The sequence below is a fragment of the Pseudarthrobacter sp. efr-133-R2A-89 genome (assembly GCF_030209315.1).
In the GTDB taxonomy this organism is placed as follows: Bacteria; Actinomycetota; Actinomycetes; order Actinomycetales; family Micrococcaceae; genus Arthrobacter.
The window spans coordinates 188,209-214,747 of sequence record NZ_JARVSE010000004.1; the positions used below are offsets into that span (position 1 = coordinate 188,209).

The following is a 26,539-nucleotide window of genomic DNA, read 5'->3' on the forward strand; positions in this document are numbered from 1 at the left end:
TCCCCGCCAGGCCAGCTGCTGTCAGTCAGGCACCGGCTGGCACTGGGGGCAGAAGTAGATGTCCCGCTCCTCCTCGCCGTTGGGCTTGCCCAGGAGGCCGCGCTGGATGGGCGTTCCACACTTGAGGCACGGCCGTCGTTCCCCGCCGTACACCCAATAGCCGGGCCTGCCGGCCATCCTGCCTACAGGAAGGCCCCGGGCATTGAGGACCGTAACGCGGCGGCCCGGTCCCAGGTTGGCCTCTAACAACTGCTTGGCGTCGGTCATCATGGTCCGCACGTCCGCGACGTCCGCCACGGGCGTGGCGGGATGCACCCCCGACAGGAAGCACGCCTCGCAGCGGTAGATGTTGCCGATGCCCGCGAGATTCCGTTGGTCCAGCAACGCCACGCCGATCGGTACCTCCGGGCGGGACCGGACACGGCGTTCGGCTTCATCCAGGTCCCAGTCCGGGCCCAGGAGGTCCGGACCCAGGAATCCCACGACGGAGTCCTCATTGGCCGTGGCCACCACTTCCAGGATGCCCAGGGAGAAGCCGACGGCGTCCGCAGCGGCCGTCCGCAGTACGCACCGGGCGGTGAATCCGGGCTTCCGCCACCGTCCGCCCGGCGGGTAGACCTGCCAGGCCCCTTCCATTTTCAGGTGTGAGTGGATGGTCAGCCGCTTGTCTTCCGGGCCCAGCACCCGCATCAGCAGGTGCTTGCCGCGCGGGACCACTTCCTCGACGGTCCACCCTGCAAGGTTCAGCGTGGCAAACCGCGGCACACGGAAATCCGAGGCAAGCAGCGCCTGCCCCGCCAGGGCCTGGTGCAGTTGACGGGCGGCCCGCCAGACGGAATCCCCCTCAGGCACGGATCCTCAATCCCTTTGGCGTGGAGTAGGCGCCGGCGGCGCTGAGGGCCGCGGCAACGGGGGTGTCCAGGATTCCCTGCCCGTTCACCTTCTCCATGATCAGTTTGTCCACGGCTCCCCGGGTGACCACCCCTACCAGGGCAGCGCCGGCAGCCGCCAGGACGGCGGCGTCATCGCTGAATGCCAAAAGGGTCTTGCCACCGCGTTCCACGTACAGCACCAGCGCACCATCCACCAGCACTACCAGCGCACCGGCTTTCCGGCCGGGGCGGTGGCCGGTACCGGCGTCGTCCCGCAGTGCGGGCCAGGGGAGGGCGGCGCCGAAAGGGTTGGCGGGATCAGTGGCTGCAAGGGCCAGGGCCACCGGTTCCGCCTTGGCCAGTTGTGTGTCCTCCGAGTAGGAACGGAGCCGGTCCACGGTGGCGGGAACGGCGAACTGGGCGGCGCCGAGGTGTTCGATGAAGTAGCCGCGCCGGCACCGGCCGGCCTCCTCCAGCCGCGCCAGCACCTTGTACATGAGCCCGAAGCCGCCGAGGATTTGTTCGGCCATGACCGAGCCCCTGGTGACCACGCCGTAGCGGTCCAGCAGGAGTTCCGCGGTGGCGCGGGCGTGGATGGTGGCGTCGAGTTCGGGCTCGGGAAGGGCGGACCAGCGCCCGGCTGCCGTAGGAGGCGTTGAAGCGCCCTGCGCTCCGTACCGGCCGCCGGCCAGCCCGGGGGAGCCCATCAGGCCGGTGCCGTGGGAGCGGCCCAGCCGGCTCAACCGCGGTGCCCGGGCGCGCGGGGCACGGGCCACCTGCCGGTGCGCTGTATGTCCGCCGGCGATCAGGGACCGGACCGGGGCGAATGTGTCGCCGGTAATCCTGCCGGCCCATGCGAGTTCCCACAGCGCGGTGACCACCTCCTGGTCGCTGAGGACGGCATCCATGCCGCCGGCCACTTCGGTGAGCTGCCGGAAGAAGTAGCCGCCGCCGTTGTTCCGCAGGTGGTCCAGGAGGCGCCGGCCGGCATCCCCGGGCTCGAAGTCAGGGGCAGGATTGAGCGTCAACTCCGCGGAATCAGCGAGGTGGAGGCTGATCCAGCCGTCGTTTCCCGGCAATGATCCGGCGCCCGACCACAGGACCTCACCTGCCGCCATGAGTTCATCCAGCATGGCGGGCTGGTAGTTGGATACCCGGCTTGCCAGGACCAGTGGCTCCCAGGCCGAGGCGGGAACGGGGACCCCGGAGAGCTGGTCGATGGCGGTGATGATGCCGTCCAGGCCGCGCAGGGAGGGTTGGCCGCGCCCGCCGCCGGGGGCCCTGACATGCTGCCAGGACGGCAGGAAGCGCCCATAGGCTGCGGCGTCCACCGGTTCCACTTCGGCGCGGAGCGCGGCCAGGGAGCGGCGGCGGAGCTTGCGCAGCACCTCGGCGTCGCACCATTCGCTTGCAACCGCCTGCTGGCCGTCAGGTGCGGAACTGCCCGATGGTGCCGGTTGACCAGCCGGCCGGCTTTGATCCCCCGGCCCGGATTCGTGCCCGGCCGGCTCCAGTGGTGGGGCCTCGGGCGGGGTGACGTGGGGCCGGAATTCCCCTTCCACGACGCGTCCGTCCGCTGCCAGGCGTTTCAGCGCCGTGCCCACCACGGCAACGCCCAGGCCCAGCCGGGTGGCGGCTTCGGCTGCGGTGAAGGGACCGTGTGTCCGGGCATACCGGGACACGAGGTCGTCCAGAGGATCGGCAACGGGCTCGATGAAGGCCAATGGCACACCCATGGGCAGCGGCACGCCAATGGCATCGCGGAGGCGGGCGGCATCCTCGACGGCGGCGAACCGCTCAAACCCGCCGATGTTGACCTTGATGGCGCGATTGGCGCGCTGGAGCGCGGCAAGGTGGGCGGCCGCGTCGGCGACGGTGGCGGGGGTGTCGGGCTGCCCGGTTTCGGCGGCCTCAACCGCAGGAGAGGTCTCGGCGCCCCCAACCGCCGGCGAGGTTTCGGCAAGCTCAACCGCCGGGGCCGTGCCCTGCAACCGCGCGGCTGCCTCTTCCGGCGCGAGCGGGCCCAGCAGCCGCAGGAGATCGGCCACTCCCTCCATGCCCCGCGCACGACGGTCCGGGGTCAGCCGCTGCAGTTCGCGTTCGGTGGCCTCAATGACCTTGGCGTCCAGGAGTTCGCGCAGCTCCACCCGGCCCAGCAGTTCGTTGAGCAGCGTGGAGTCCAGGGCCAGGGCCGCAGCACGGCGTTCCGCGAGCGGGGAATCGCCTTCGTAGAGGAACTGGGCGACGTAACCGAAAAGCAGGGACTTGGCGAATGGCGAGGGCTGTTGGGTGGTGGTCTCCACAATCCGCAGCTCGCGCCTTTCGACGGAGGCGGCGATGTCCTTCAACGCCGGCAGATCGTAGACGTCCTGCAGGCATTCGCGGACCGTTTCGAGCACGATGGGGAACGTGGGGTACTTCCTGGCCACGTCCAGCAGCTGGGCGGACCGTTGGCGCTGCTGCCAGAGCGGCTGCCGCTTCCCGGGGGTCTGCCGGGGCAGCAGCAGCGCGCGGGCCGCACACTCGCGGAAACGCGAGGCGAAGAGGGCGCTGCCGCCCACCTCGGCGGTGACGATCTGCTCCAGTTCCTCCGGGTCGAAGAGGAACAGTTCGGCGCCCGGCGGCTCGTCTTCCATCATGGGCACCCGCAGGACGATGCCGTCGTCGGCCGCCATGGCCGAGCCGTCCAGCCCATACCGCTGGTGAAGCCGCTGCCCCACCGCGAGGGCCCATGGCGCATGGACGGGCATGCCGAACGGGCTGTGCAGGATCACGCGCCAGTCGCCCAGTTCGTCGTGGAACCGCTCCACCACAAGCGTGGTGTCGCTGGGGACCACCTCGGTGGCCTGCTTCTGCTCGCTGAGGTACTGGATGAGGTTGTTGGCGGCGAAGTCGTCCAGGCCGCTGGCTTTGCACCGTTCGGTGGCCGGGCCGGGATCGGACGCGGACAGTTCGCGGACGAACGCGCCCAGGGCGCGGCCCAGGTCCACCGGGCGCCCCAGGGAGTCGCCCTTCCAGAACGGCAGCTTGCCGGGCTGGCCGAACGCGGGGGACACCAGGACGCGGTCGTGCGTGATGTCCTCGATCTTCCAACTGGTGGCACCGAGGGCAAAGACATCGCCTACCCGCGACTCGTAGACCATTTCCTCGTCGAGTTCGCCCACGCGCCGGCCACCCTTGGGCGCACGCGCCGGTTTTCCGTCCTCGGCCGGGGACGCCGGGCCTTCCGCCTCGGTGCCGATGATGTAGACACCGAACAGTCCGCGGTCCGGGATGGTGCCGCCGGACGTGACGGCCAGCCGTTGCGCGCCGGGACGGCCCTCGATGGTGCCGGCATTCCGGTCCCAGATGATCCTTGGGCGGAGTTCGGCGAATTCGTCGGACGGGTACCGTCCTGCCAGCAGGTCGAGGGTGGCCTCGAACGCGGAGCGGGGGAGGGACGCGAAGGGAGCGGAACGGCGCACGGTGCTGAACCATTCCTCCACGTCGATGCTCCCAAGGGCCGTTGCCGCCACCGTCTGCTGGGCCAGGATGTCCAGCGGGTTGGCCGGGATAGCCAGCCGCTCGATCTTGCCATCCAGCATCCGCTCCACGGTGATGGCCGTGTGGACCAGGTCCGCCCGGTGCTTGGGGAACAGGACGCCCTGGGAGACCTCGCCCACCTGGTGGCCCGCACGGCCCACCCGCTGCAGGCCGCTGGCCACCGACGGGGGCGATTCGACCTGGACCACCAGGTCCACGGCACCCATATCGATGCCAAGTTCTAGCGAGGACGTGGCCACCACGCACCGCAGCCGCCCGGATTTGAGGTCGTCCTCGATCAACGCCCGCTGGTCCTTGGAAACGGAACCGTGGTGCGCCCGCGCCAGTACCGGATCCGCGCCGGCGGAACTGCCCGCTTGCGCCATCATGTGCGCGGGCGTGGCCGTTGACGCGGGACGGCCCGACGACGGTCCCCCCGGGGTGCCGGGCCCGGCGTCGAGCCCTTCCGGAGCGGCGTCGTCCCAGCCGCCGCCCACGGCCACCAGTTGGCGTTCGGCGTAGATTTCGTTGAGCCGGGCGGTGAGGCGTTCGGCGAGGCGCCGGGAATTCGCGAAGACGATGGTGGACTGGTTGGCCAGCACCAGGTCAACAATCTTTTCCTCCACATGGGGCCAGATGGATGCCTGCGGCTGCAGGCCGGAAGCCGGCCCGGAGTCGAATGCCCCCGCAGCGCCCTGCAGGTCCGACATATCCTCCACCGGCACCGACACCGTGAGGTCCCAGTTCTTGCTGGCCGGCGGCGCGACGATCTCCACGGGGGCCGAACCGGCCAGGAACTGCGCCACGAGTTCCCGCGGCTCCACGGTGGCCGAAAGCCCGATGCGTTGCGCAGGTTTGGGAAGCAGCGCATCGAGCCGCTCCAGGGACACCGCAAGGTGGGCGCCGCGCTTGGTTCCGGCCACGGCATGGACCTCGTCGATGATGATGGTGTCCACCTCGGTGAGGGTTTCGCGGGCCCTGGAGGTGAGCATGAGGAACAGCGATTCGGGGGTGGTGATGAGGATGTCCGGCGGGTTGCTGAGCAGGGCCCGGCGGTCCGCTGCAGGGGTGTCCCCGGACCGGACGCCCACGGTGATCAGCGGTGCCGGGAGCCCCAGCCGCTTGGCCGTTTGCGTGATGCCGATCAGCGGCGAGCGGAGGTTGCGTTCGACGTCGACGCCCAACGCCTTGAGGGGCGAAATGTAGAGCACGCGGGTTTTGCGTTTGGGTGCCCGGGACCGCTTTCCTTTGGCCGGGGTTTCCTGTGCTGGATCGGGGGGCGCCGGGGCTGTTCCGAGGAGGCGGTCCAGGGCCCACAGGAAGGCGGCGAGGGTCTTGCCGGACCCGGTGGGTGCCACCACCAAGGCATGCGAACCTGACGAGATGGCAGTCCAGGCCCCGGCCTGGGCCGGTGTTGGTTCGGAAAAGGCGCCCAGGAACCAGTCCCGGGTGGCGCGGCTGAACTGGGCCATGGGCGCAGCGGAGCCGGAAGCGCTGCCGGCAGGACGCTGTTCCTGGTTCATGCCTCCATCATGCCCCAAGGCACCGACACTGGGTTTCGACGGCCGCCGCGACCCGGCGTGGATGCCGGGCCGCGGCCAGGTTCGCCGGGCCGTGCGCGGTCAGGCCGGTTGGAACGCTCCGATGGAGAGCAAGGTGATTTGCGCGTTGCTGCAGGCCTTGGTGGGCTGCGGGAGGAACAGGGAGTCGGTGTCCTCGGGCGGGTAGACCCGGTAGCCGGCGGCATCCACCGGCGAGCAGTCCATGTAGTTGCCGGCCTGCGTGTAGCGCAGTACCGCGGTGCCGGTCTGGCCGGGGGCCAGCAGGACGTCAACCACGCCCGCGGAGTCGTCGCGGGTGGCCGGGGCTCCGATCGGGGCGCCTGCGGCGTCCGCAACCAGGGAGACGCCGGCGAACCCCTTGAGGATGCAGGGTTCGGTTCCCTTGTTGGTGAGGTTGAGCTTCATGTAGACGCTGCCAGCCGCGCCACCGCCGGAGGCATCGGTTGCGGCCGTGAGCCCGGCCGCCTTGCACAGGGCAGGCGCTCCGGCGGCGCTGGTGCCGGGTGCGGGGGAGTCCGGCGCCGTGGCAGGTGCGGAGGACGACGGCGGGGCCGAGGACGCCGACGACGTGGGCGACTGGCTGGCCTGCCCGGTGGCGGGTGCCGACGTCGTTTGGGACTGCGGCTGGCTTGGAGCGCACGCGGTGAGCAACAGCGTTGCCGCTGCGGCCGCCGTCGTCAGGGCAATCGCCTGGGAAATTATCTGAGACCTCATGGCACCACCTTCGCCGTACCGGTTGCCCGCGTCAACGATGCCACCTGCCTTGGCGGCAATTTGATGCCCGGATCGTGATGATCCGGTCACTGGAGGGCTCCCGCGGGACGGCATCCGGCATCCTCAGTCTGTCTCCGGTCCGGTGCAGTACGGGCAGTCCTCGGGGCACTCCGTCATGCCGGCACCCCTGCCAGGTCCAGGCCGTCCGCGATGTGGAACAGCCGGCGGCCCCCGGCGGGCGCGGTCACCCACACGATGCTGCCGTCGTCCATCCTGTCATCCACCACGCCGCTGAAGGCCACGCGGCCGTTCCTTCGGAGTTCCACCAGGTCGCCGGTCTCGACCGGGTCCCAGCGGACAGGGCTCTTTACGCGGCTCGTCATTGAAGTCACGGTTATTCCTTTGCACGGCGTGGTTGCGGCGGCAACTGCCGCCCAATGAAGCCATCAAACAGGGACGCTGCCGCCCAACTCAATGGAGGAGTGACCACGCCCCACGCTTCTTCTTTGTGCAGGCCTCCAGCGGCTTGGTGAAGGGGTCCGGAAGGCCCGTGTGCCACGGGGAAGGGCGGGGTTAGACTGCCTGCGTAAGCGTCGGCGATCGAAGGAGAAGTTCATGGACTACACCGGAAGCCAGTCGGAAAAGGCAGTCACAGCCGGTGAACTGGGCCGCAGCCACATCGGGCAGACAATCAGCTTCCAGCCGAATGAATTCACGGTGGTCTTCGGTAAGCTCGCAGGAATTGCGCGGACGGAAGCCATGGTCTACATCTCCTTGGCAGGAGTGGGAAACGGCACGCACCTGAAGGATGAGTACGACCTGCCGGCTGCCCACGAGGTCTTCGTTCCCGTGGACGTCATCACCAACGCCGAATCCACCATCAAGGATTTGTTCGGCAAGGTCCAGGAGAACCTCCGCGGGACCGGCCACAAGGGCGGCGAAGACCGGACAGACCGGCTGTAGCCCGGAAACCTGGCTGATGGCCGGCATCGTTTTCGATGCCGGCCATCAGTGCTTGGACGCCAGTGCACCATATCTCTGTTGGAAGGAACATCATGGGCAACGAAGCTGAATGGCAGGAAACCACAACCGCGGGCAGGTTCGCCGGCAGGACCGTCATTGTCACCGGCGCAGGCTCGGGCATCGGGCTGGCAACCGCGCTGCGCGTCGCCAAGGAGGGCGGCCGCGTGATCGCGGCGGACATCAGCAAGGAACGGCTGGATGGCCTTGTAGCCGGGAACCCCGGCCTGGACCTGGTTGCCGTTGCCGGTGACGTCTTCACCGAAGAGGCTGTGGCGGCAGTGGTGGCGGCTGCCGGCGGCAGGGTGGATGCACTGGCCAACGTTGCCGGCATCATGGACAATTTCGCCCCCATTCACGAGGTGGACGACGACGTCTGGGAGCGGGTCTTCCGTATAAACGTCACCGCGCTGATGCGGCTCACCCGTGCGGTGGTGCCGCTGATGCTGGAGGCGGGCACCGGCTCCGTGGTCAATGTTTCCTCGGAGGCCGGGCTGCGGGGTTCCGCCGCGGGTGCGGCCTACACGGCCTCCAAGCATGCAGTGGTGGGCCTCACCAGGAACTCGGCCGTCATGTACGGCCCGTTGGGGCTGCGCTTCAACACCGTGGCGCCGGGCGCCACCATCACCAATATCGAGGCGAACTGGGGCTCGGAGCTGGCGGCGGGGCGGCTGGGTCCGCTGATGCAGGCAAACATCCCGACACCTGCCACCGCCGCGCAGCTTGCCGCGTCCATCACCTTCCTGCTCAGCGATGACGGCACCAACGTCAACGGCGCCGTGCTCGCTTCCGACGGCGGCTGGTCGGCACTGTAGCGGGCAGCACCGCTGCCGGCAGGCCCCTTAAGGCCAAGCGGACGACGCCGGGTGCGGCCCGTCGTCGTCCGCCCACCAGGGCAGCACCCAGAGGTGCTGCCTAGTACGCCTTGACGCGCTGGTCCACCACGAGGTGGATCAGCGCGAACGTGCGGTCCCGGTCGATGGCCGCCAGGGCGGCGTCCAGGGCCGCCGGCACGTCGCGGTCATCCGTGACCGTGATGCCAAAGCCACCGAACGCCGTGGCCATCAACCCGAAGTCCGGGTTCTTGAGTTGGGTGCCGGAGACCCGCTGCGGGTAATGCCGTTCCTGGTGCGTGCGGATGGTGCCGTACTCCTGGTTGTCCATGACCACCACCAGGGGTGTGGCGCCATACTGGGCGGCGGTTGCCAATTCCTGGCCGTTCATGAGGAATTCGCCGTCCCCAGCGATGGTCACGACGCGGCGGTGCGGCTCGGCCAGCGATGCGGCAATGGCGGACGGGATGGAGTACCCCATGGAGCCGTTACGGGCACTGAGCATGGACGCATAGCGGCGGGTGGGGAAGTACCGGTGCGCCCAGTTGGTGTGTTCGCCGGCCCCGAAGGTCACCACGGCGTCCTCCGCAAGCCGGGGCACCAGGTTGGCCATCAGGGTGTCCATCCTGGCCTGTCCGGCCCCCGGGGCAGCGGGCGGCAGCGCGGCGAAGCGTTCCTGTTCCGCCCGCATCCGGGCCGTCCAGGCACGCCACTCGTCCTTGACCGGCAGCGTGACGCCCTGGAGGTCGCGGACGAACGCCTCCGGCTTGGCCAGGATTTGCCGGGAAACCGGGCCGGACCGTCCGCGCAGCGACGGGTCCACCGTGACCAGGAAGTTCTCCTTGGTCCAGTCCTGCCGGCAGACGAAGCCATCCGTAATGACATCGCCTGGGACCGTGCCCACAAAGACCAGCAGGTCGGTTTCCTCCAACAGGTCGTAGGTAGGCCGGGGGCGGCCGTACCCGATGGGTCCGACGTAGGACGGCGAATCGAAGGGAACCGTTCCTTGGGTCCGCCACTCGGCGGCGGCCGGGATGTGGTGCCGTTCCAGCCACCCGGTGAGCTGGAGGGCGGCCTCCTGGGTCCAGTCGTTGCCGCCGGTGACGAACAGCGGCTTGCTGGACCTGGCCAGGGCGGCTTCAAGGGCTGCGGAATCCGTGTTGCCCATACCGCCGGCTGCCACGGGAATCGCCGGATGCAGGGACGGGCTGACCTGCCGGCGGATCACGTCCTCCGGCAGCCCGACCACCACGGGGCCGGGCCGTCCGCTCATGGCCGCGAACATCGCTTCGGCCACGATTTCGGAGGCCCGCTCCGGGTGGTCAAGGACCATGACCCGCTTGGCTCCGGTATCGAACCAGGACTTGATATCGAACTCCTGGAACGCCTCGCGGTCCCGGTGCGCAAACGGGATGAGCCCTACGAAGAGCAGCATGGGGGTGGAGTCCTGCCAGGCGGTGTGCAGTCCCACATGGGCGTTGGCGGCGCCCGGCCCGCGGGTCACCATCGCCACCCCGGGACGCTGGTTCATCTTGCCGTCGGCCTCGGCCATGTAGGCGGCGCCGCCCTCATGGCGGCAGACGATGGTTTCGATGGCGGACCCGTGCAGGCCGTCCAGCACGTCAAGGAAGCTCTCGCCGGGAACAACGTAGGTGCGCTCCACGCCATGCGCCACCAGGGAATCGACAATGACATGCCCGGCGGACTTCAGGGTTGGCTGCGCGTTCTCCGGCACGTTTGGGCGGAGGTCCTGCGGGTCATCGACGACGGCGGCGGGCTGGGAACGGGATGCGGTCAGGGAGGGCTGCGGCTCTGGAGTCATGTTCTTTCTTTGGTTCGAAGGGTGGCGGAAGGTCCGGGTCAGGTGATGGGTGTCCGGTTGGCGATGACGGGGGAGGTGCCGGTGTAGCCGTCGCGGGTTTCGGCGATGTGGCGGATGCGGGTGCGGCAGGCGTACCAGCCGGCGGTCATGAGGATGGAGGCGATGGCGGTGACGAGCATGGTCAGGGGTGAGTCGATGAAGACCATGACGAGGACGCCGATGAGGAACAGGAGGGAGAGGTAGCCGGTGTAGGGGGCGCCGAACATGCGGAAGGTGGGGCGTTGGACCCAGCCTTTGTCGGCCCAGCGTTTGAGTTGGATTTGGCACAGGACAATGGTGGCCCAGGTCATGATGATGCCGACGGAGGCGATGTTGAGGACGATTTCGAAGGCGTCGGCGGGGACGAGGTAGTTCAGGGGGACGCCGAGGAGGGAGACGGTGGCGGTGATGGCGATGCCGCCGTAGGGGACGCCTGCTTTGTTCATGCGGGAGGCGAAGCGGGGGGCGGAGCCGTTGACGGACATGGAGCGCAGGATCCGGCCGGTGGAGTAGAGCCCGGCGTTCAGGGAGGACAGGGCGGCGGTGAGGACGACGAGGTTCATGATGACGTCTACGCCTTGGACGCCGATGGAGCCGAAGAACGTCACGAAGGGGCTGACGCCTTTTTGGTAGGTGGTGTAGGGGAGCAGGAGGGCGAGGAGGATGACGGAGCCGACGTAGAACACGGCGATGCGGAAGACCACGGAGTTGATGGCTTTGGGCATGATTTTTTCGGGGTTTTCGGTTTCGCCGGCGGCGGTGCCGACGAGTTCGATGGAGGCGTAGGCGAAGAGGACGCCTTGCATGAGGATGATCATGGGGAGCAGGCCGGTGGGGAAGATCCCGCCGTGGTCGGAGAGGAGGCTGATGCCGACTTGCTGGCCGGTTACGGGGGTGCCGAAGATGACGAAGTAGGTGCCGATGATCAGGAAGGCGACGAGGGCGGCGACTTTGATCAGGGCGAACCAGAATTCCATTTCGCCGAAGACTTTCACGGAGACGAGGTTCAGGGCGAGGACGACGACGAGGGCGGTCAGGGCCCAGGCCCACTGCGGGACCTCGGCCATCCAGGGGATGTAGTTGCCGAAGAAGTGCATGTAGAGGGCGGCGGCGGTGATGTCCACGATGGTGGTGGTGGCCCAGTTGATCCAGTAGAACCAGCCGGAGACGAACGCGGCTTTCTCGCCGAAGAATTCGCGGGCGTAGGAGACGAAGGAGCCTGAGGAGGGGCGGTGCAGGACCAGTTCGCCCAGGGCGCGGAGGATCAGGAACGCGAAGAACCCGCAGACCGCGTACGCGATGACCAGGGACGGGCCCGCGGCGTTCAGGCGGCCGCCGGCACCCAGGAACAGGCCGGTACCGATCGCACCGCCGATCGCGATCATCTGGATCTGCCGCGGCTTGAGGTTCTTGTGGTAACCCTTGTCCTCCGCGTGCAGGGAAGTCTCAGACGCATGCGCGTGACCACCATCAATCAAATGGTCCGGCTCAACCTCGTCATTGGGGTTGTTGGGCATGGGGATTCCTTTCGATCCGGAAAAGATCTTGTTGGTTGGGGAACTTAGAAGACTGACCAGCCGGTGCGGTCGGAGAGGTCGGCCAGGGCCGCCGTGCCCGCGAGGGAATTGCCTTTGGCGTCCAAGCGGGGGCTCCAGACGCAGATGGCGCACTGGCCCGGGACGATGACCAGGATGCCGCCGCCCACTCCGCTTTTGCCGGGCAGGCCCACGCGGTACGCGAACTCGCCGGCGGCGTCATACATGCCGCAGGTCAGCATGATGGAACCGATCCGCTTGGCCTCGCTCGGGGACAACACGGCCCCCGGGGCTCCCTGGCCGTCGTTGGCAAGGAACAGGCCCGCCTTGGCCAGCTGGACGCAGGTCATCATGATGGAGCACTGGCGGACGTAGTTCTCCACCACTGCCGCGGCCGGCTGGGTGAGGTTGCCGAAGTCCTTCAGGAAGTGGGCCAGGGCCAGGTTGCGGCTGCTGCCGGCCAGTTCACCGGCAGCAGCGGCCTCGTCAATGTACGGTGCCGGACCCCCCTCCCGGCCTGGTTGTCCTCCGGTACCCGCCTGCCGGGTGAGGAACTGCAGGAGGTGCCCGACGGCGTCGGACGTCTCTTCCATCAGGTGGTCCGTGACCACCAGGGCGCCGGCGTTGATAAAGGGATTGCGCGGGATGCCGTGCTCGGCTTCGAGCTGGACCAGCGAGTTGAAAGCTGTTCCGGATGGTTCGCGCAGCACCCGTGACCACAGCATGCCGGACCGGCCGCCCTGCAGCGCCATGGCCAGGGTGAACACCTTGGAGATGCTCTGGATGGAGAACGGGACGTCCGCGTCGCCGGAGCTGAAGACCTTGCCGGAGGTGGTGGCAACGGCGATGCCAAAACGGTTGAAGGGAACGGCGGCCAGGACTGGGATGTTGCCGGGTACGGCACCGGCTTCCTTCCGGGGCCGGTGCTCCCGGACGATTTCCTCGAGGAGGATGTCCAGGGGCGGTGCGCTGAGTGTCGTGGTCATTTCCTGCCTGAAGTGTTGTTGGAGGCAGCCCACTCCTGGAGATGGAGCAGTGCCACCAGTGAGTCCCGGGGACTGCCGAAGTTGATGCCGGTCACCCGGGCGGCCTTGGCCACCCGGTAGTAGACGGTGTTCTTGTGGAGGTTCATGCTCCTGGCGCACTCGGCGACGTCGAAGGCGGCGTCGAAGTAGGCGCGGAGGGTGGCGGCGAGCTCGGCGTCCTCCTGCAGGAGGGCGGCCAGGCTGCGGTGCCGGAAGGGCGAGGCCTGGAAGTTGCGGACCGCCTCGCGGTACAGGATTTCCGCTTCGAAATCGGCCACTCCCGCCACGGTGCCGGGTTCTGCGGTGCCCACGCAGGCCAGCAGCGCCTCCGTTACACGGGTCACCGTGTGGAGGGACAGCAGGTCCGGCACCAGGGGGCCGACGGCGGCGAACGGGGTGATGCCGAGGTGTTTCCGGGCGTCCCGGACGATTGCCTCGGCCAGGGACCGAAGCCCCGGCTCCGCGGTGCTGGACTGCAGGTCCGGGACGATGATGGCCGTGTCACCGTTGAACTGGCCCACGACGGCGGAAGCCTTGTACGCGGCCGCGTGGATGGAGGCGAGGTTGGCCAGTTCGCCGTGCTTGAGGGCGGCGTCGTCGGCCCGCGAATCGGCGTCGGACATGCCCATCAGGATGAGCGCGGCAGGAGCTTCGGACGGGATTTTTCCGCTGTGCGCACCGGCGGCGGCTTCTGCCGGACCCGACAGGATCCGCGCAATCCGGTCTTCCCGCATGTGGACCGACTGCTGGTTGCGGTAGCGGATCAGTTCGGCCGAGACGCGGGCAGCGGACCCGGTCAGGACATATTCGACGTCGGGCCCGAAGCCTGCACCGGTCTCCTGCAGCCAGATGTATCCCATGATCCGCTCGCCGGCAAAGAGCGCGATGGCAACCCGCTCCCGCAGCCCGTCCTGCGGCCTCGCCGGGACGCGGACGGGTTGCCGGGTGCGGTGGAGTTCCCGGTAGGCGCCCAAGTCCTTGAGGAGCAGTTCGTACTTCCGTGGGCCGCGGCGGGCCAGGATGGACGCCTTCCGGAGCTCATCGATGTCATTGGTGACCGTGGAATAGGCAAGGACTTTGTTGGCCGCATCCTCAATGAGCACGTGGCTGGACGTGAGCCGTGCCGTGGTCTGGGCGATCGCAAACAGGTCTTCCTCGAGCAATGTCAGGACTTCGCTCTGGTAGCTGCGCGGCTGGATCCGGTCCTTGGCAATCGACAGCAGGCTGTCCCAGTCTGCAGCAGGATCCACCAGCAGCAGCCCCGACCCCGCTGCGCGCAGGAGCTCCTCCGCTTCGGCGAGGTCGTCCCGGCGGCCTTTCAGTGCGACCACCGGGGGCGGATCCTCCAGGAGGCGCCGGAGGGCCGGCAGGGCGGACCGGCCGCGGACCCCGATGAGCAGGACGAAGGCTTTGGCGGCGTCCACCGCCTCATCGTCGGCGTCGACGATCAGGAACCGTTCGATGTCCGGCGCCGAAGGGCCGGGCCGGAGGATGAGGCTGGCGAAGCCAAGGGGAAGATCCGAGAGGATGTCATCCACCGTAACCGCGGCCATGGTTGTCCTTTTGCGTTGATCCCGCCGGACGGCTTTGTCCGGTCACCTCATGCTATCCAGCCGCAGGGGGCAGGATTATGGAATCTGTTCCAAGACAACTGGCCCGTTTTTGGTTTCCAGTCTGAGGCGGACGCGCTGCCGGGGAAACGGCGTGCCCGTGCGGCAACGCCCAATGGCGGGCCGGCACGGCCGGCCCGCCATTGGTGCGGTGTGAGGGTGTGCCCGGGGTGTCTAGATCCAGGCCGGTGCCGCGGGCACCGGGGTGACGGATCCGGCGTCGTGCCTTGCCGTGGTTCCGTCCGTGCCGCGGCCGGTGGCCCACTGCGCGATGGCGGCCAGTGAACCGGAGACCACGGTGGGCGACGCGGCCGCGGTGTCCCCGAAGGCCAAGTCCGTCCCGTCCACGGTGACGAGGAGTCCGGCGTCGCTGCCGCGGGTGTGCCAGGCGCCGCTGATGTCCGTGAGCAGCCGTTCCAGGACGGGGGCGGGGATGTCCTTGAAGGTGGCCCCGTTGTCCAGGTCCACGGCGTGGACCCAGACTTCGCGGGTGCGCATCCACACGGTCTCCTCGGCCGGGACGGTCCTGCCCTGGACGGTTTTGACCTTGTGGTGCCAGTTGTCGGCGGGCAGGTCGCGCCATTCGACGTTCAGGTGCACGGCGGAGTGGTCGAAGAGGTTCCGCAGGGCGATTGGGGACAGCGTCGCGCCGAAGTCGATCTCGTGGTTGCGGACTTCCACGGACGGGTACATGGGTGTTTCCATCCCGGTGGCAGCCCACTCGACCAGGCGGGCGATGGCCCGGGCGTTGTAGCCCACGTGGGCTACAACGTGGCGGCGGGTCCATCCCGGCAGCAGCGAGTCCGCGTCCAGTTCCGCGTCGGGAAGCTCGTTGAGCTTGCGGGCGAAAAACGCGGTGCCGCGCCGGGCCTGCAGCAGCCCGTCGAGCAGGACGGGGTCGGTGGCCTGGTCGTGCCGGGCAACCATCAGGCTTCCTTGACCACGCGGTTGGTCAGCCGGCCCAGGCCCTCGATGGTGGTGACCAGGACCTGGCCCTCCTGCAGGTAGCGCTTGGGATCCTGGGCGTGGCCCACACCGCCGGGGGTGCCGGTGGCGATCACGTCGCCCGGGTTGAGGGTGATGATGGTGGAGATGTAGGCGACCAAGAATTCGGGGGTGAACACCAGGTCCGAGGTGGGGGTGGACTGCTGGACGTCGCCGTCCACGGCGGAGGTCATGAGCGGGCCGGGCGTGAATTCGTCCTTGGTGACCAGTGCGGGGCCGAACGGCGTGGACTTTTCCCAGGTCTTGCCCTGCAGCCACTGGATGGTGCGGAACTGGTAGTCGCGCATGGAGATGTCGTTCAGGACGGCGTACCCGGCGATGTGGTCCACGGCTTCGGCTTCGGGGATGCGCCGGCCGGCCTTGCCGATGACGACGGCGAGTTCTGCTTCCCAGTCCACGGTGTCCGATTCCTGCGGCAGGGCCAGGTCATCGTTCGGTCCGATCAGGGATTCGGCGTACTTGGCGAACAGGGTGGGGTACTCGGGAACCTCCCGGCCCATCTCCTTGATGTGGTTGCGGTAGTTGTGGCCCACGCAGATGATCTTGCCGGGGTAAGGCACGACGGCGGCGAGGTCGGCGCCGTCGTACGCGTGGGTTGCGCCGTTGGCTTCCTTGGCGGTGGTTTCCCAGTTGGGGTCCTTCAGCAGGGCCCCGACGTCGGCGAACCCCGGGATTTCGGTGAGGGTGTCGCCGTCCTGGCGGACCGCCGTCGTGCTCTTGCCGTTGCCTGTGCCGTTATCCAGGCGGAGGGTGAGGAGTTTCATTACTTGGTGCGTCCTTCGATGTAGGTGCGGTTGAAGTTCAGGCGCTCAAAGATCGGTGCGTCGCTGAACCGGAACAGATCAAACTCAGATTCGGCCTGCAGCGACCAGGCAGCCCAGGACGGGACCACGAAGAGGTCGCCCTTGGCCAGCTGCTTGGTTTCGCCGTTCAGGGTCACGGTGCCGGTGCCTTCGAAGACCTGCCAGACGCTGGAGCCCACCTCGCGGACGGCTTCGGTGGTGGCGTCGGCGCGGAGCCGGTGGAACTCCGCGCGGATGGTGGGCATGACGTCCCCGCCGGTGGTGGGGTTGGTGTACCGGATGGCGGCGTGGCCCTGGGACACCGTGGCCGGGTGGCCTTCGTCCTCAAGGAGCAGCTGTTCGCGCAGCGCGGCGTCGGTGTACTTCCACCGGTACGCGGCGATGGGGGAGTTGGTGGTGTCATCGAGCCCCGAGAGGGGGCGCAGCCCTGGGTGGGCCCAGAGCCGCTCGGAGCGGGAGATGTCCGGGGTGGCCTCGTCGGTGACGCGTTCGGTGCCGAACTCGAAGAACCCGGCGTCCGCGTAGTGCACGAATGGGATGTCCAGGCCGTCAATCCACGCCATGGGCTGGTCGGTGTCGTTGTGGTGGCCGTGGAAGTTCCAGCCCGGGGTGAGCAGGAAGTCGCCGCGGGACATCCGGACCGGGTCCCCGTTCACCACGGTCCAAACCCCTTCGCCTTCGACGACGAACCGGAACGCGTTCTGGGAGTGGCGGTGCTCCGGGGCGGTCTCACGGCCGCCCAGGTACTGGATGGCGGCCCACAGCGTGGGGGTGGCGTACGGGGTGCCGGCCAGGCCGGGGTTGGCCAGCGCGATGGCGCGGCGTTCCCCACCGCGGCCCACGGGCACCAGGTCCCCGGCGCGGGCGGCCAGCGGGTACAGGTCCTCCCACCGCCACACGTGCGGAACGGCCTTCGGGGACGGAACCATGGGCATCAGGTCCGCGATCTCCGTCCACAACGGAATCAGGTTCCCTTTATCGAAATCCTTATACAGCTGCTCCAACTGGGCAGCCTCTTCCGGAGTGGGCTCGGGGACATGGTGCTCCTGGGCCACGGTTTCATGTGTTTGGTTTTCAGCGCTGATGGACACTGGCCTTCTCCTTGCGTGCGGACTGACTGCGGCGTGGATTCGACCTTAGGGAAAGCGGGCTGTGATCCCCAGCATATTCTGGCTGGCAGAATATTCCTCGGAGTGGCGTGTCCGCCCGGGTCAGCTCCCCACTGCGCCGTCCGCCGGGTTGGCAGCGATGTCCAGCTCCAGCTGGCGCCGGGTTTCCATCATGACGCCCACCAGCCCGGCGTCGAACAGTGGCCGGAACCTGGCTACCGGCGTGGCTACGCTCAGCGCACCCACCACCATTCCCTTCCCGTTGTGCAGTGCCATGCCAAAGGCGCTGATGCCTTCCTCCGTGCCCTCGAAGTTGGCCGCGAAGCCGTTGGCGCGCACGGATTCAAGCTCGCGAAGGAACGCCGGATACTCGGCCTCGGGGATGTAGTCGCCCGCGAGCTCAGCATTCGGGCTGCGGAACAGCTGCTCGAGCATGGCGGGATCCATTTCGGCCAGGATGGCCTTGCCGCCGGAGGCCTTGTGTGCCGGGAGCAGCGTGCCCTGGCGGTCGCCAACGCGCAGGATGTTGCTGCTTTCCACCGTGTCCAGGAAACGGACCTTGGTGCCCACCCGGATCATGAGGTTCACGGTCTCGTTGGTGCGGGCGCACAGCAGTTCCATGTGCGGCCGGGAGATGTCGCGCAGCTGCCGTGTCCAGCTGAACCCTGCGGGTCCGGCCCCCATGGCGGGACCGGGAACGTACCGCCGCGTTTCGTCCTGCACCGCGAAGCCCCGGTACACCAGCATGGCCAGCAGCCGGTGTGCCGTGGAGGGTGCCACGCCGAGCTCCGCCGCGGCGTCCTTGAGCCGCAGGCTCCCCACGTCCCGCAGCAACTGGAGGAGTTGCAGGGCGTTGTCCACCGCCTCGATCGAGTAGGTGGGTTTCCGCCGGGCAGGAAGATTCTGCATGACAGAATCTTATGGGCGCGCTGGTATGACTGCCAGCACAGTGGTGGGATGAATCACACAACTTCCGCTGCAGTGCCGCAGCGCACGGCCGCCCCCGCCCCGGGCGCAGGCCTTTCCGGGTTTCCCCGGCGTTCCGTGCTCGCCGTCCTGGTGTGCTGGCTGCTGGTCGTTTTCGACGGCTACGACCTGATCGTCTACGGCACCGTCCAAGGCTCGCTCATCAGCGACACCGGCTGGGGCCTGACCAAGGCAACGGCTGGAACGATCGGATCCATGGCCTTCGTGGGCATGATGATCGGAGCCGTTTTTGCCGGACGGATGGCCGACACCTGGGGCCGCCGCCGCACCATCATCTACTGCGCCGTAGTGTTCTCCCTCTTCACCATCCTCTGTGCGTTTGCCCCGAGCGCCCCGGTGTTCGGCGGCCTCCGGCTGCTGGCAGGCATTGGCCTGGGCGGCCTGGTGCCATCGGCCAACGCCCTGGTGGCCGAGCTCGTTCCGGAAAAGTGGCGGTCCACCATCGCCACCCTCATGATGTCCGGTGTCCCCATTGGCGGTTCAATCGCCGCGCTCGTGGGTATTCCGCTGATCCCGGCCTTCGGCTGGCCGGCGATGTTCCTGGTGGCCGTCGTGGCCCTGGTGGTGGTGATCCCGCTGGGGCTCCGCTACCTGCCGGAAACCCTGGCACCCAAGACAGCCGCCGGCAGCACCGCGAAGGCGTCCGCGGGATTCGGGACCCTGCTGAGGGCGCCCTACCTTGGCACCAGCCTGCTGTTTGCGGTGGCCACCCTGGTGACGCTGTTTGCCTGGTACGGCCTGGGAACGTGGCTGCCCAACCTCATGCAGCTGGCCGGTTACAACCTGGGCTCCGCGCTGACCTTCGCCCTGGCGCTCAACCTGGGCGCCGTGGCCGGGTCAGTCCTCACGGCCTGGGCCGGCACCCGGTTCGGTCCCCTCCCCACTGCCATCGCGGCAGCGGGCGTGGCCGCCCTCGCCCTGGTGGTGCTGGTGACCGGACCGCCGGTCGCCGTCGTCTACCTCATGCTGGTGCTCGCCGGCGTGGGAACGCACGGCACCCAGTGCCTGATCATCGCCGCAGTGGCCAGCCACTACCCGGCGCACCTGCGCGGCACCGCCCTCGGCTGGGCGCTGGGCGTCGGCCGGATTGGCGCCGTGGCCGCGCCGCAGGCCGGCGGGCTCCTGCTCGCAGCGGGACTGGGCGTCAATTCCAACTTCCTGGCCTTCGCCGGAGCAGCAGCCGCGGCGGCGGTCCTGATCGCGGCCGTCGGCACCAAAATCAAGAAATCAACAGCAGTAGGAGCTACCAATGTCTAACGTCAAAGAGTCCACCGATGTCCTCGTGGTGGGCGGCGGCATGGCCGGGCTGGCCGGAGCGCTCGCCCTGCGCGAAAACGGCGCCGACGTCACGCTGGTTGAAGTGGCACCGGCCTTCGGCGAAGTGGGAGCCGGGCTGCAGATGGCCCCCAACGCGTCCCGGGTACTCAAGCGCTGGGGACTGCTGGAGAAAGCCCTGGAAATCGGCGTCCAGCCCAAGCACCTGGTGTTCCGCGACGCGGTTACGGGGGAGGAACTGACGCGCCAGACCCTGCGAGGCGAGTTTGAGGAGCGCTACGGGGCGCCCTACGTGGTGATCCACCGCAGCGACCTGCACCGAATCCTGCTCGAGGCCTGCCAGGCAGCCGGCGTGACCCTGGTGAACGATGTCCTGGTGCAGAAGGTGGAAACCGACGGTGACCGGGCGCGGGCCTACACCGCCAAGGGCGAGGTGTTCGAAGCCGACGCCATCCTGGCCGCGGACGGGCTCAAATCCACCCTGCGCGGCACGGTTGCCAATGACGGTCCCGTGAACTCGGCCTATGTGGCCTACCGGGGAACCGTGCCGATCACGGAGGAGACCCCCGCTGCGGACCTGGAGGACGTCATCGTCTACCTCGGCCCCAACTGCCACCTGGTCCAGTACCCACTCCGGAAGGGCCAGCTGCTCAATACGGTTGCCGTGTTCAAGTCGGCATCATTCGAGCGCGGCGAAGAGCAGTACGGCGGCGTGGACGAACTCGAGGCGGCCTACGCCGGCTGCGTCCCCGCGGTGCAGGCGGCCCTGAAGAACTTGGCCACCGGCATCCGCTGGCCCATGTACGACCGCAATCCGATCGACAACTGGGTGTCCGGCCGCATGGCGCTGATCGGCGATGCCGCCCACCCGATGCTCCAGTACCTGGCCCAGGGTGCGTGCCAGGCGCTGGAGGACGCGGCAGTGCTCCAGGATGTGTCCCGGAACCAGGTTTTCACCCCCGAGGGGATCGACGCCGGTGCCTGGGAAGCTGCGTTCCGGGAGTTCAACGAGGCCCGGGCAGCCCGCACGGCCCGCGTGCAGCGCACCGCCAGGATATGGGGCGAGTCCTGGCACGTGGACGGCGTGGCCCGGGTGCTTCGGAACATGCTGTTCAAGAGCCGCGGCGACAACAACTTCCAGTACAACGACTGGCTGTACGGCCGCGGCGAGCCCGGGGTTCCGGCAGAGGTGCCGGCCGGGGCCAAGCTCGTGGAAGCCTAAGCAGCGCGATATGAAGGCGGGCGTACGACGACGGGTGGCTCCCGGCGTCGTACGCCCGCCTTTTTGCCGGGTCAGCCGGATCCTCCGTGGACCGCCCGTTGCTAGGCTTCAGATCATGGGGCAAAGTTCAGGGGCAGGGCAGTGGGATGGCGGGCTGCTGAGCGCCGAACAGTCCAGGCTCGCTGAGGGGTGGCTTGGCTCGCCGAAACTTATCGCCGACCTGTCCTGGGGGATCGTGGACACCAAGGTCCTCAAGGTCCAGGCGGCCACCGGGCAGGTAATCATCAAGGCTGCCGGACCTTCGAACCACCACCTGGGCCGCGAGGTCGCGGCCCACAACGCCTATACACGGCCGCTTGCCCGGCGCGGCCGGGCAGCCCGCCTGCTTCATTCAGACCCGGACGCCAACATCCTGGTGACTGAGTACCTTGAGGGCGTTCTGGTGGAGGGAACCCCGGCCGAGCAGGTCCCGGAGACCTACGCCCAGGCCGGCGAACTGTTGAAGGTGATTCACAGCCAGGAGCTCCGCTGCGATGACACCTGCGAAGCGCGGGCCACGGCGAAGGCGTTTGCGTGGTTGGACCGGGACCATCGCATCGATCCATCCATCGAGTTGGAGGCACGGAGTCGCCTTGCGGAGTACCGGCCTGCCCCCATCACCGTAGTTCCCACCCATGGTGACTGGCAGCCGCGGAACTGGCTCATCCACAATGGCGAGCTTCGGATTATCGACTTCGGCAGGTTCGATTTCAGGCCGGCCGCCACTGATCTGTGCCGGTTGGCGGTGCAGCAATGGCGGGGAAGGCCAGAGCTGGAGAAGGCCTTTCTGGAGGGATACGGAACTGACCCAAGGTCCATGGAGGTGTGGCGCATCGACTTGCTCCGGGAAGCGATCGGCACGGCGGTCTGGGCGTACCAGGTGGGGGATGGGAACTTTGAACGCCAAGGCCACCGCATGCTTCGCGAGGCCCTGGACCGCCTCCAGCTGGACTAGCCTTCGTCGGGTCGTGGGCTGATCAGGCGGGCGCCGGGCCCGTCGATTCCCGGACCGTCAGGTGGGTGGGCATGACGGCGAGTTTCCGGGTGGCGCTTCCCGGAAGGGGATTGAGCTGGGCCAGGAGCATGGACACCGCCACCCTGCCCGCCTGCTCGATGGGACTGGAAATGGTGGTCAGCGGCGGATTGCAGAAATCAGCGCCGAAGATATCGTCCGAGCCGATGATGCTCATGTCCGCAGGCACCCGGATGCCGCGGGCCTGCAGCCGCTGGAGCATGCCAATGGCGAGCAGGTCGTTGAACACGATGCAGGCCGTGGCCCCGGTGCGGACAGCGGCATCCGCCGCGGCCGCCCCGGACGTTGTCTTGGGCGCGTAGGGACCAATCCGGTGGACTTCCATCCCCCGCTTCGTGGCGTCCTCTTCGAACACCTTCCATCGCATCTGGTTTGACCAGGAGGTGGGGGGACCGGCGACATAGCAGACCTTGTGGTGGCCAAGCGATGCCAGGTGCTCCAGCGCCTGGATGATGGCCGACGGCGTATCGATCATCACGGTGGGAGCGCTGGTGGATGCGCGGTTGAACGTGACCAGGGGCTGTGTCTGGGAGACTTCCGTCAGCTGGGCATCGGTCAGGCGGGACGCCGCCAGGATGAAGCCATCAGCCGACTTGCGCATTTTGTGCAGCGCATCCAGTTCCATCTCGCTGGACTCCTCCGTGTCCACCAGCAGCTGCGTCACGCCGGCTGCCTTGAGCTGGTGCTGGGTACCCCGGATGATGTCGAAGTAGAACGGGTTGGTGATATCGGGCACCAGCACGGCCACGGCGTTCGTCCGCCCCGAGCTGAGGCCGCGCGCCTGCGAGCTGGGAATGTAGTTGAGTTCGGCGGCTGCCTCTTCGATCCGGACCCGCGTCCGGGGATTCACCCGGTCAGGCCGCGAGAGGGCCCTGGAGACCGTGGACGTGGCGACGCCGGCGAGCTCGGCGACATCCCGGATGGTGGGCGGACGGTCCCGCCGGGCGTTCGCATCCCCGGCCCCCTGCGGAGCGGGTTCCACCGATGGATTAGCCATGGTTGCCGACCTTTCATCGCTGGCTTGGGGCATCCGCCGGCACTGTTCCGACCGGCGTTCCCCGACTTTGGATGATCCAATGACACCACTCATGGCAACTTTTGGCAACCGCTTGCCGCAAGCTTTCCAATTTCCTAGACTGGCTCTCGAGTCGCCTGCAGTGATTTCCGCCACAAGACGGATGTGGCCATGCGGGTGTCCTAGAGGAGAAGAAACAATGAGGTTTAAATCGACTACTGGGCTTGCGGCGATAGTCACGGCTGCAGCGCTCGCCTTGACCGGGTGTGGATCGAGCTCCGGGAACGGGGGCGGCTCGACCAGCTCGGACGGCAAAGTGGACGGCACTGGCAAGACGCTGAGCGTCCTGGTGAACGTTTCCAGCCAGTACCCGGAACAGCAGAAGCAGTGGCAGTCCGATATTGCCGCGAAGTTCAAGGCCGAGACCGGCGCCGACGTGAAGTTCGAGACCTTCGCTTCGGCGAACGATGAACTCACGCGCATCCAAACGTCCGTGGTCTCCGGCCAGGGCCCTGACGTCTACAGCCTCGGAACCACGTTCACCCCCACGGCCTTTGCCACCAAGGCCTTCGTGACCCTCTCCGACGACGACTGGAAGAAGGTGGGCGGCAAGGACCGCTTCAACCCGGCAACCCTGGGAATCTCCGGGCCGGACAAGGACCACCTGGCCGGCATCCCGTTCGTCAGCCGGCCGTTCGTCATGGCATACAACAAGGACCTGTTGGCTGCCGCGGGCATCGACAAGCCTGCCACCAACTGGGATGACCTGGCCGCCCAGGCGAAGAAGATGACCAAGGACGGCACCTACGGCATCGCCACGGGATACAAGGACAGCTTCGATCCCTGGAAGTTCATCTGGGCCATGTCCGTCCAGGCCGGCAACCCGCTGGTGGACGGCAACAAGCTGAAGATGGATGACCCCACGGTCAAGAAGGCCTACGAAACGTACTTCGGCTGGCTCACCAACGACAAAGTGGTCGACCCCGCATCGATTGGCTGGAGCAACAGCAACGCCGTAGCTGCCTTCGCCAGCGGCAAGGCCGGCTACCTCATGATGACCACGTCCAGCTCCATTCCCACCCTGGACAAGTCCGCAATTGCCGGCAAGTACGAGTACGCCCTGATGCCCACCATCGCTCCGGGTCAGACCCAGTCCAAGTCCGACGGCGACGCCGCCAGCATCCTCTCCGGCGACAACCTGGTGGTGGCCGACTACTCCAAGCAGAAGGACCTGGCCTTCGCCTACATCAAGCTGATCACCTCCAAGGACGAACAGCTGAACTACCAGAAGGTCTTCGGTGACCTCCCGGCCAACGCAGAGGCCCTCGCCACCCTGACCGACGCCAAGCTCAAGCCGCTGGCCGATGCAGCCGCCAAGTCCAAGGCCACCCCGTTCACGGGCGCCTGGGGCGATATCCAGCTCGGCCTGCTCAACGTCACGGTCCAGTCGATCCCGGACCTGGCCGCCGGCAAGGTGGACGGATCCGCCCTCGATACCCGGATCAAAGACGCCCAAAACAAGGGCCAGGCTTCCCTGGACCGGGCCTCCAAAGGATAAGTTCTGATGTCAACCGACGCCTCTCATGAAGTACGGCCTGCGGTGGATTCCGCCGCAGGCCGGGCGCCCCGGACCGCCAATGACGCCGGGCAGCAGCCCGGCCCCAAGGACGGCCTGCGGCGCAAGGGCCTGAGCGAGCGGAACCGCCCGCTCTGGATGCTGATCCCCGGCGGGGTCCTGATGATCATCATCATCGTGGTGCCGCTGCTGCTGGGCATTTACATGTCCATCCTCAACCTGGACCAGTACACGCTGCGGAAGTGGGTCAGTGCACCAATCATCGGAGCTGAAAACTTCGTTGAAGCCGTCACCAACTCGCCGCTGCTGCACGCCGTCTGGCTCAGCGTCAGCTACTCGCTGCTTGCCATGGTGGTGACCCTGCCGCTGGGCATTGCCGCTGCCGTGGCAACCCAGAACGCCTTCAAGGGCCGCGCCCTGGTCCGCTCGGTCTTCCTCATCCCGTATGTCCTGCCGTCCTTCGTGGTGGCCACCGTCTGGCGGACCATGCTCCAGCCCGGCGGCATCGTCGACGAGGCCCTCGGCACCGTGGGAATCCACGTGGGACTCTGGCTCAACGGACCCCAAACCTTCTGGACGTTGGTCCTGGTCCAGATCTGGGCTTCCTGGCCGTTCATCTACCTGCTGGCATTGTCCGGCCTGCAGTCCGTGGACCATGAGGTGCACGAGGCCTCAGCCCTGGACGGGGCGTTGTGGTGGAACAAGCTCCGCTACGTGATCTTCCCGTACCTGAAGGGCCCGCTGGCGCTGGCCTTCCTGATCGGAATGCTGCACCACATCAACAACTTCACCCTTCCGTTCGTGCTGTTCGGGGTCCCGGCGCCTACGGACGTGGAAGTCCTCCCCATCCTGACCTACGTCACCAGCTTCCAGAGCTTCCGCTTTGGCCTGAGTGCTGCGATGGCCTTCATCTCCCTGGTGCTCATCGCCATCCCGCTGTTCGTCTACCTCCGCGCCGTGAAGCTTGACGACGCCGACACCCCAGGAGCGAAGAAATGAGCGCCACCATCGCCGGTCGCCGGAGCGCGCCGACCGCGGGCGTCGACCGTCCGGGCTCACACCGCCAGCACGAGGTGCTGCGGCTCCTGCCCGGCCCCCTGCTGGTCATCATCCTTGTCTTCCTGGGTGCACTCGTCCTCATTCCGGTGCTCTACATCTTCCTGGCATCGGTGAACTCGGACATCGGCGTTGCCAACGGCGAGTTCTGGCCGTCATCGGTGACCTTCGAGAACTACTCGAAGATCTGGACCAGCGTGGGTCTCGCCACCGGCCTGACCAACAGTGTCCTGGTGGCCGGATCAACCGCCGTGGTATCCGCGGCCTTGTCCGTTTCCACCGCGTTCGTCCTGGTCCGGTACAGCTTCCGTGGAAGGCTCAGCATCCTGCGCGGCCTGCTCGCCCTGCAGTCCGTCCCCGGAACCCTGATGGTGCTGCCGGTGTTCGTGCTCTTTTCCTCGGCGGCAACCTACCTCGGCATCCAGGTGATCGGAACCCAGTGGGGCCTGTTCGTGACCTACCTGACCTTCGCCATGCCGTTCTCCACCTGGGTGATGGTCACCTACCTGCGCGGGCTCCCCAAGGAACTGGAGGAAGCAGCCAAGATCGACGGCGCGTCCAACCTCGGCGTCCTCTTCCGCATCGTGCTGCCCCTGAGCTGGCCCGGCATCGTCGTCTCCGGCATCTTCGCCTTCCTGCTCGGCTGGAACGACGTGCTCTTCGCCTCGGTGATGACGCGCCCCGAAAGCCAGACCGCCGCCGTCGCCCTGCAAATCTTTGGTGCCTCGCAGGAAGGCGGCGCCATTCCCTACTACGGCCAGATGATGGCCGCAGCCCTGGTGTGTGCAGCACCAGTGGTCATTCTTTACCTGATTTTCCAGCGTTACCTAGTAGGCGGGCTGACCGCCGGAGGAGTTAAATAACC

General features: G+C 67.5%; 21 protein-coding genes. 8 read left to right on the top strand and 13 right to left on the bottom strand.

What is annotated here, in order from left to right; translation table 11 throughout:
- Positions 1–21: 21 nt before the first annotated feature.
- The 4 genes from QRM95_RS08580 to QRM95_RS08595 all read right to left on the bottom strand — a co-directional run bounded on the left by QRM95_RS08580 (position 22) and on the right by QRM95_RS08595 (position 7,053).
- Entirely contained in the window at positions 22–852 is an 831-nt protein-coding gene (locus QRM95_RS08580) for an Fpg/Nei family DNA glycosylase (protein ID WP_285247367.1), read from the bottom strand.
- Positions 845–5,917 (bottom strand): DNA glycosylase AlkZ-like family protein, encoded by a 5,073-nt coding sequence (locus QRM95_RS08585; RefSeq protein WP_285247368.1) that lies wholly within the window; start codon positions 5,915–5,917, stop codon positions 845–847. The genes QRM95_RS08580 and QRM95_RS08585 overlap by 8 nt, the downstream gene beginning before the upstream one ends.
- 99 nt (positions 5,918–6,016) lie before the next feature.
- Positions 6,017–6,670 (bottom strand): DUF4232 domain-containing protein, encoded by a 654-nt coding sequence (locus tag QRM95_RS08590; RefSeq protein WP_285247369.1) that lies wholly within the window; start codon positions 6,668–6,670, stop codon positions 6,017–6,019.
- A 173-nt stretch (positions 6,671–6,843) separates the two neighbouring features.
- Complete coding sequence (locus QRM95_RS08595; protein WP_285247474.1) at positions 6,844–7,053, bottom strand: hypothetical protein; 210 nt, start codon at positions 7,051–7,053, stop codon at positions 6,844–6,846.
- Positions 7,054–7,285: 232 nt separating this feature from the next.
- Between QRM95_RS08595 and QRM95_RS08600 the strand changes: the two genes are divergently transcribed.
- Together QRM95_RS08600 and QRM95_RS08605 are read left to right on the top strand one after the other, a co-directional pair.
- A complete protein-coding gene (locus tag QRM95_RS08600; RefSeq protein WP_285247370.1) occupies positions 7,286–7,633 on the top strand; it encodes a hypothetical protein in 348 nt (115 codons plus the stop codon).
- A 92-nt stretch (positions 7,634–7,725) separates the two neighbouring features.
- Complete coding sequence (locus QRM95_RS08605; RefSeq protein WP_285247371.1) at positions 7,726–8,505, top strand: SDR family NAD(P)-dependent oxidoreductase; 780 nt, start codon at positions 7,726–7,728, stop codon at positions 8,503–8,505.
- Between the two features lie 100 nt (positions 8,506–8,605).
- On the opposite strand, the gene QRM95_RS08610 is transcribed toward QRM95_RS08605, so the two are convergent.
- From QRM95_RS08610 to QRM95_RS08645, 8 genes are all read right to left on the bottom strand, one after another.
- Complete coding sequence (locus QRM95_RS08610) at positions 8,606–10,345, bottom strand: thiamine pyrophosphate-dependent enzyme (protein ID WP_285247372.1); 1,740 nt, start codon at positions 10,343–10,345, stop codon at positions 8,606–8,608.
- A gap of 38 nt (positions 10,346–10,383) precedes the next feature.
- Positions 10,384–11,901 carry an amino acid permease gene (locus QRM95_RS08615; protein WP_285247373.1) on the bottom strand — a complete coding sequence of 506 codons (1,518 nt, stop codon included), beginning with the start codon at positions 11,899–11,901 and terminating at the stop codon, positions 10,384–10,386.
- Positions 11,902–11,945: 44 nt separating this feature from the next.
- Positions 11,946–12,905, bottom strand: a complete 960-nt coding sequence (locus QRM95_RS08620) for a glutaminase (protein WP_285247374.1) — start codon at positions 12,903–12,905, stop codon at positions 11,946–11,948.
- Entirely contained in the window at positions 12,902–14,497 is a 1,596-nt protein-coding gene (locus QRM95_RS08625; RefSeq protein WP_285247375.1) for a PucR family transcriptional regulator, read from the bottom strand. The genes QRM95_RS08620 and QRM95_RS08625 overlap by 4 nt, the downstream gene beginning before the upstream one ends.
- Before the next feature lie 231 nt (positions 14,498–14,728).
- Positions 14,729–15,481 (bottom strand): maleylpyruvate isomerase family mycothiol-dependent enzyme, encoded by a 753-nt coding sequence (locus tag QRM95_RS08630; RefSeq protein ID WP_285247376.1) that lies wholly within the window; start codon positions 15,479–15,481, stop codon positions 14,729–14,731.
- The gene (locus tag QRM95_RS08635) at positions 15,481–16,323 is read right to left on the bottom strand and encodes a fumarylacetoacetate hydrolase family protein (protein WP_285247377.1); all 843 of its coding nucleotides are present in this window, start codon (positions 16,321–16,323) and stop codon (positions 15,481–15,483) included. The genes QRM95_RS08630 and QRM95_RS08635 overlap by 1 nt, the downstream gene beginning before the upstream one ends.
- Positions 16,323–17,453 carry a cupin domain-containing protein gene (locus tag QRM95_RS08640; protein ID WP_285247378.1) on the bottom strand — a complete coding sequence of 377 codons (1,131 nt, stop codon included), beginning with the start codon at positions 17,451–17,453 and terminating at the stop codon, positions 16,323–16,325. Before QRM95_RS08640 ends, QRM95_RS08635 begins: the two co-directional genes overlap by 1 nt.
- 120 nt (positions 17,454–17,573) lie before the next feature.
- Positions 17,574–18,380, bottom strand: a complete 807-nt coding sequence (locus tag QRM95_RS08645) for an IclR family transcriptional regulator (RefSeq protein WP_285247379.1) — start codon at positions 18,378–18,380, stop codon at positions 17,574–17,576.
- Between the two features lie 48 nt (positions 18,381–18,428).
- Between QRM95_RS08645 and QRM95_RS08650 the strand changes: the two genes are divergently transcribed.
- From QRM95_RS08650 to QRM95_RS08660, 3 genes are all read left to right on the top strand, one after another.
- Positions 18,429–19,715 carry an MFS transporter gene (locus tag QRM95_RS08650; RefSeq protein ID WP_285247380.1) on the top strand — a complete coding sequence of 429 codons (1,287 nt, stop codon included), beginning with the start codon at positions 18,429–18,431 and terminating at the stop codon, positions 19,713–19,715.
- Positions 19,708–20,955 (top strand): FAD-dependent oxidoreductase, encoded by a 1,248-nt coding sequence (locus tag QRM95_RS08655; RefSeq protein WP_285247381.1) that lies wholly within the window; start codon positions 19,708–19,710, stop codon positions 20,953–20,955. Before QRM95_RS08650 ends, QRM95_RS08655 begins: the two co-directional genes overlap by 8 nt.
- Before the next feature lie 115 nt (positions 20,956–21,070).
- Positions 21,071–21,949, top strand: a complete 879-nt coding sequence (locus QRM95_RS08660) for a phosphotransferase (RefSeq protein WP_285247382.1) — start codon at positions 21,071–21,073, stop codon at positions 21,947–21,949.
- A 22-nt stretch (positions 21,950–21,971) separates the two neighbouring features.
- Here QRM95_RS08660 and QRM95_RS08665 read toward each other — a convergent pair whose 3' ends face one another.
- On the bottom strand, positions 21,972–23,024 hold the full coding sequence (locus QRM95_RS08665; RefSeq protein WP_285247383.1) for a LacI family DNA-binding transcriptional regulator: 1,053 nt from the start codon (positions 23,022–23,024) through the stop codon (positions 21,972–21,974).
- A gap of 217 nt (positions 23,025–23,241) precedes the next feature.
- Between QRM95_RS08665 and QRM95_RS08670 the strand changes: the two genes are divergently transcribed.
- From QRM95_RS08670 to QRM95_RS08680, 3 genes are read left to right on the top strand one after another with little or no spacing between them, the layout of a single operon-like run.
- Complete coding sequence (locus QRM95_RS08670; protein WP_285247384.1) at positions 23,242–24,600, top strand: ABC transporter substrate-binding protein; 1,359 nt, start codon at positions 23,242–23,244, stop codon at positions 24,598–24,600.
- A gap of 6 nt (positions 24,601–24,606) precedes the next feature.
- Positions 24,607–25,617, top strand: coding sequence for a carbohydrate ABC transporter permease (locus QRM95_RS08675; RefSeq protein ID WP_285247385.1), 1,011 nt, complete (start codon positions 24,607–24,609; stop codon positions 25,615–25,617).
- Complete coding sequence (locus QRM95_RS08680; protein ID WP_285247386.1) at positions 25,614–26,537, top strand: carbohydrate ABC transporter permease; 924 nt, start codon at positions 25,614–25,616, stop codon at positions 26,535–26,537. The genes QRM95_RS08675 and QRM95_RS08680 overlap by 4 nt, the downstream gene beginning before the upstream one ends.
- Positions 26,538–26,539: the final 2 nt, after the last annotated feature.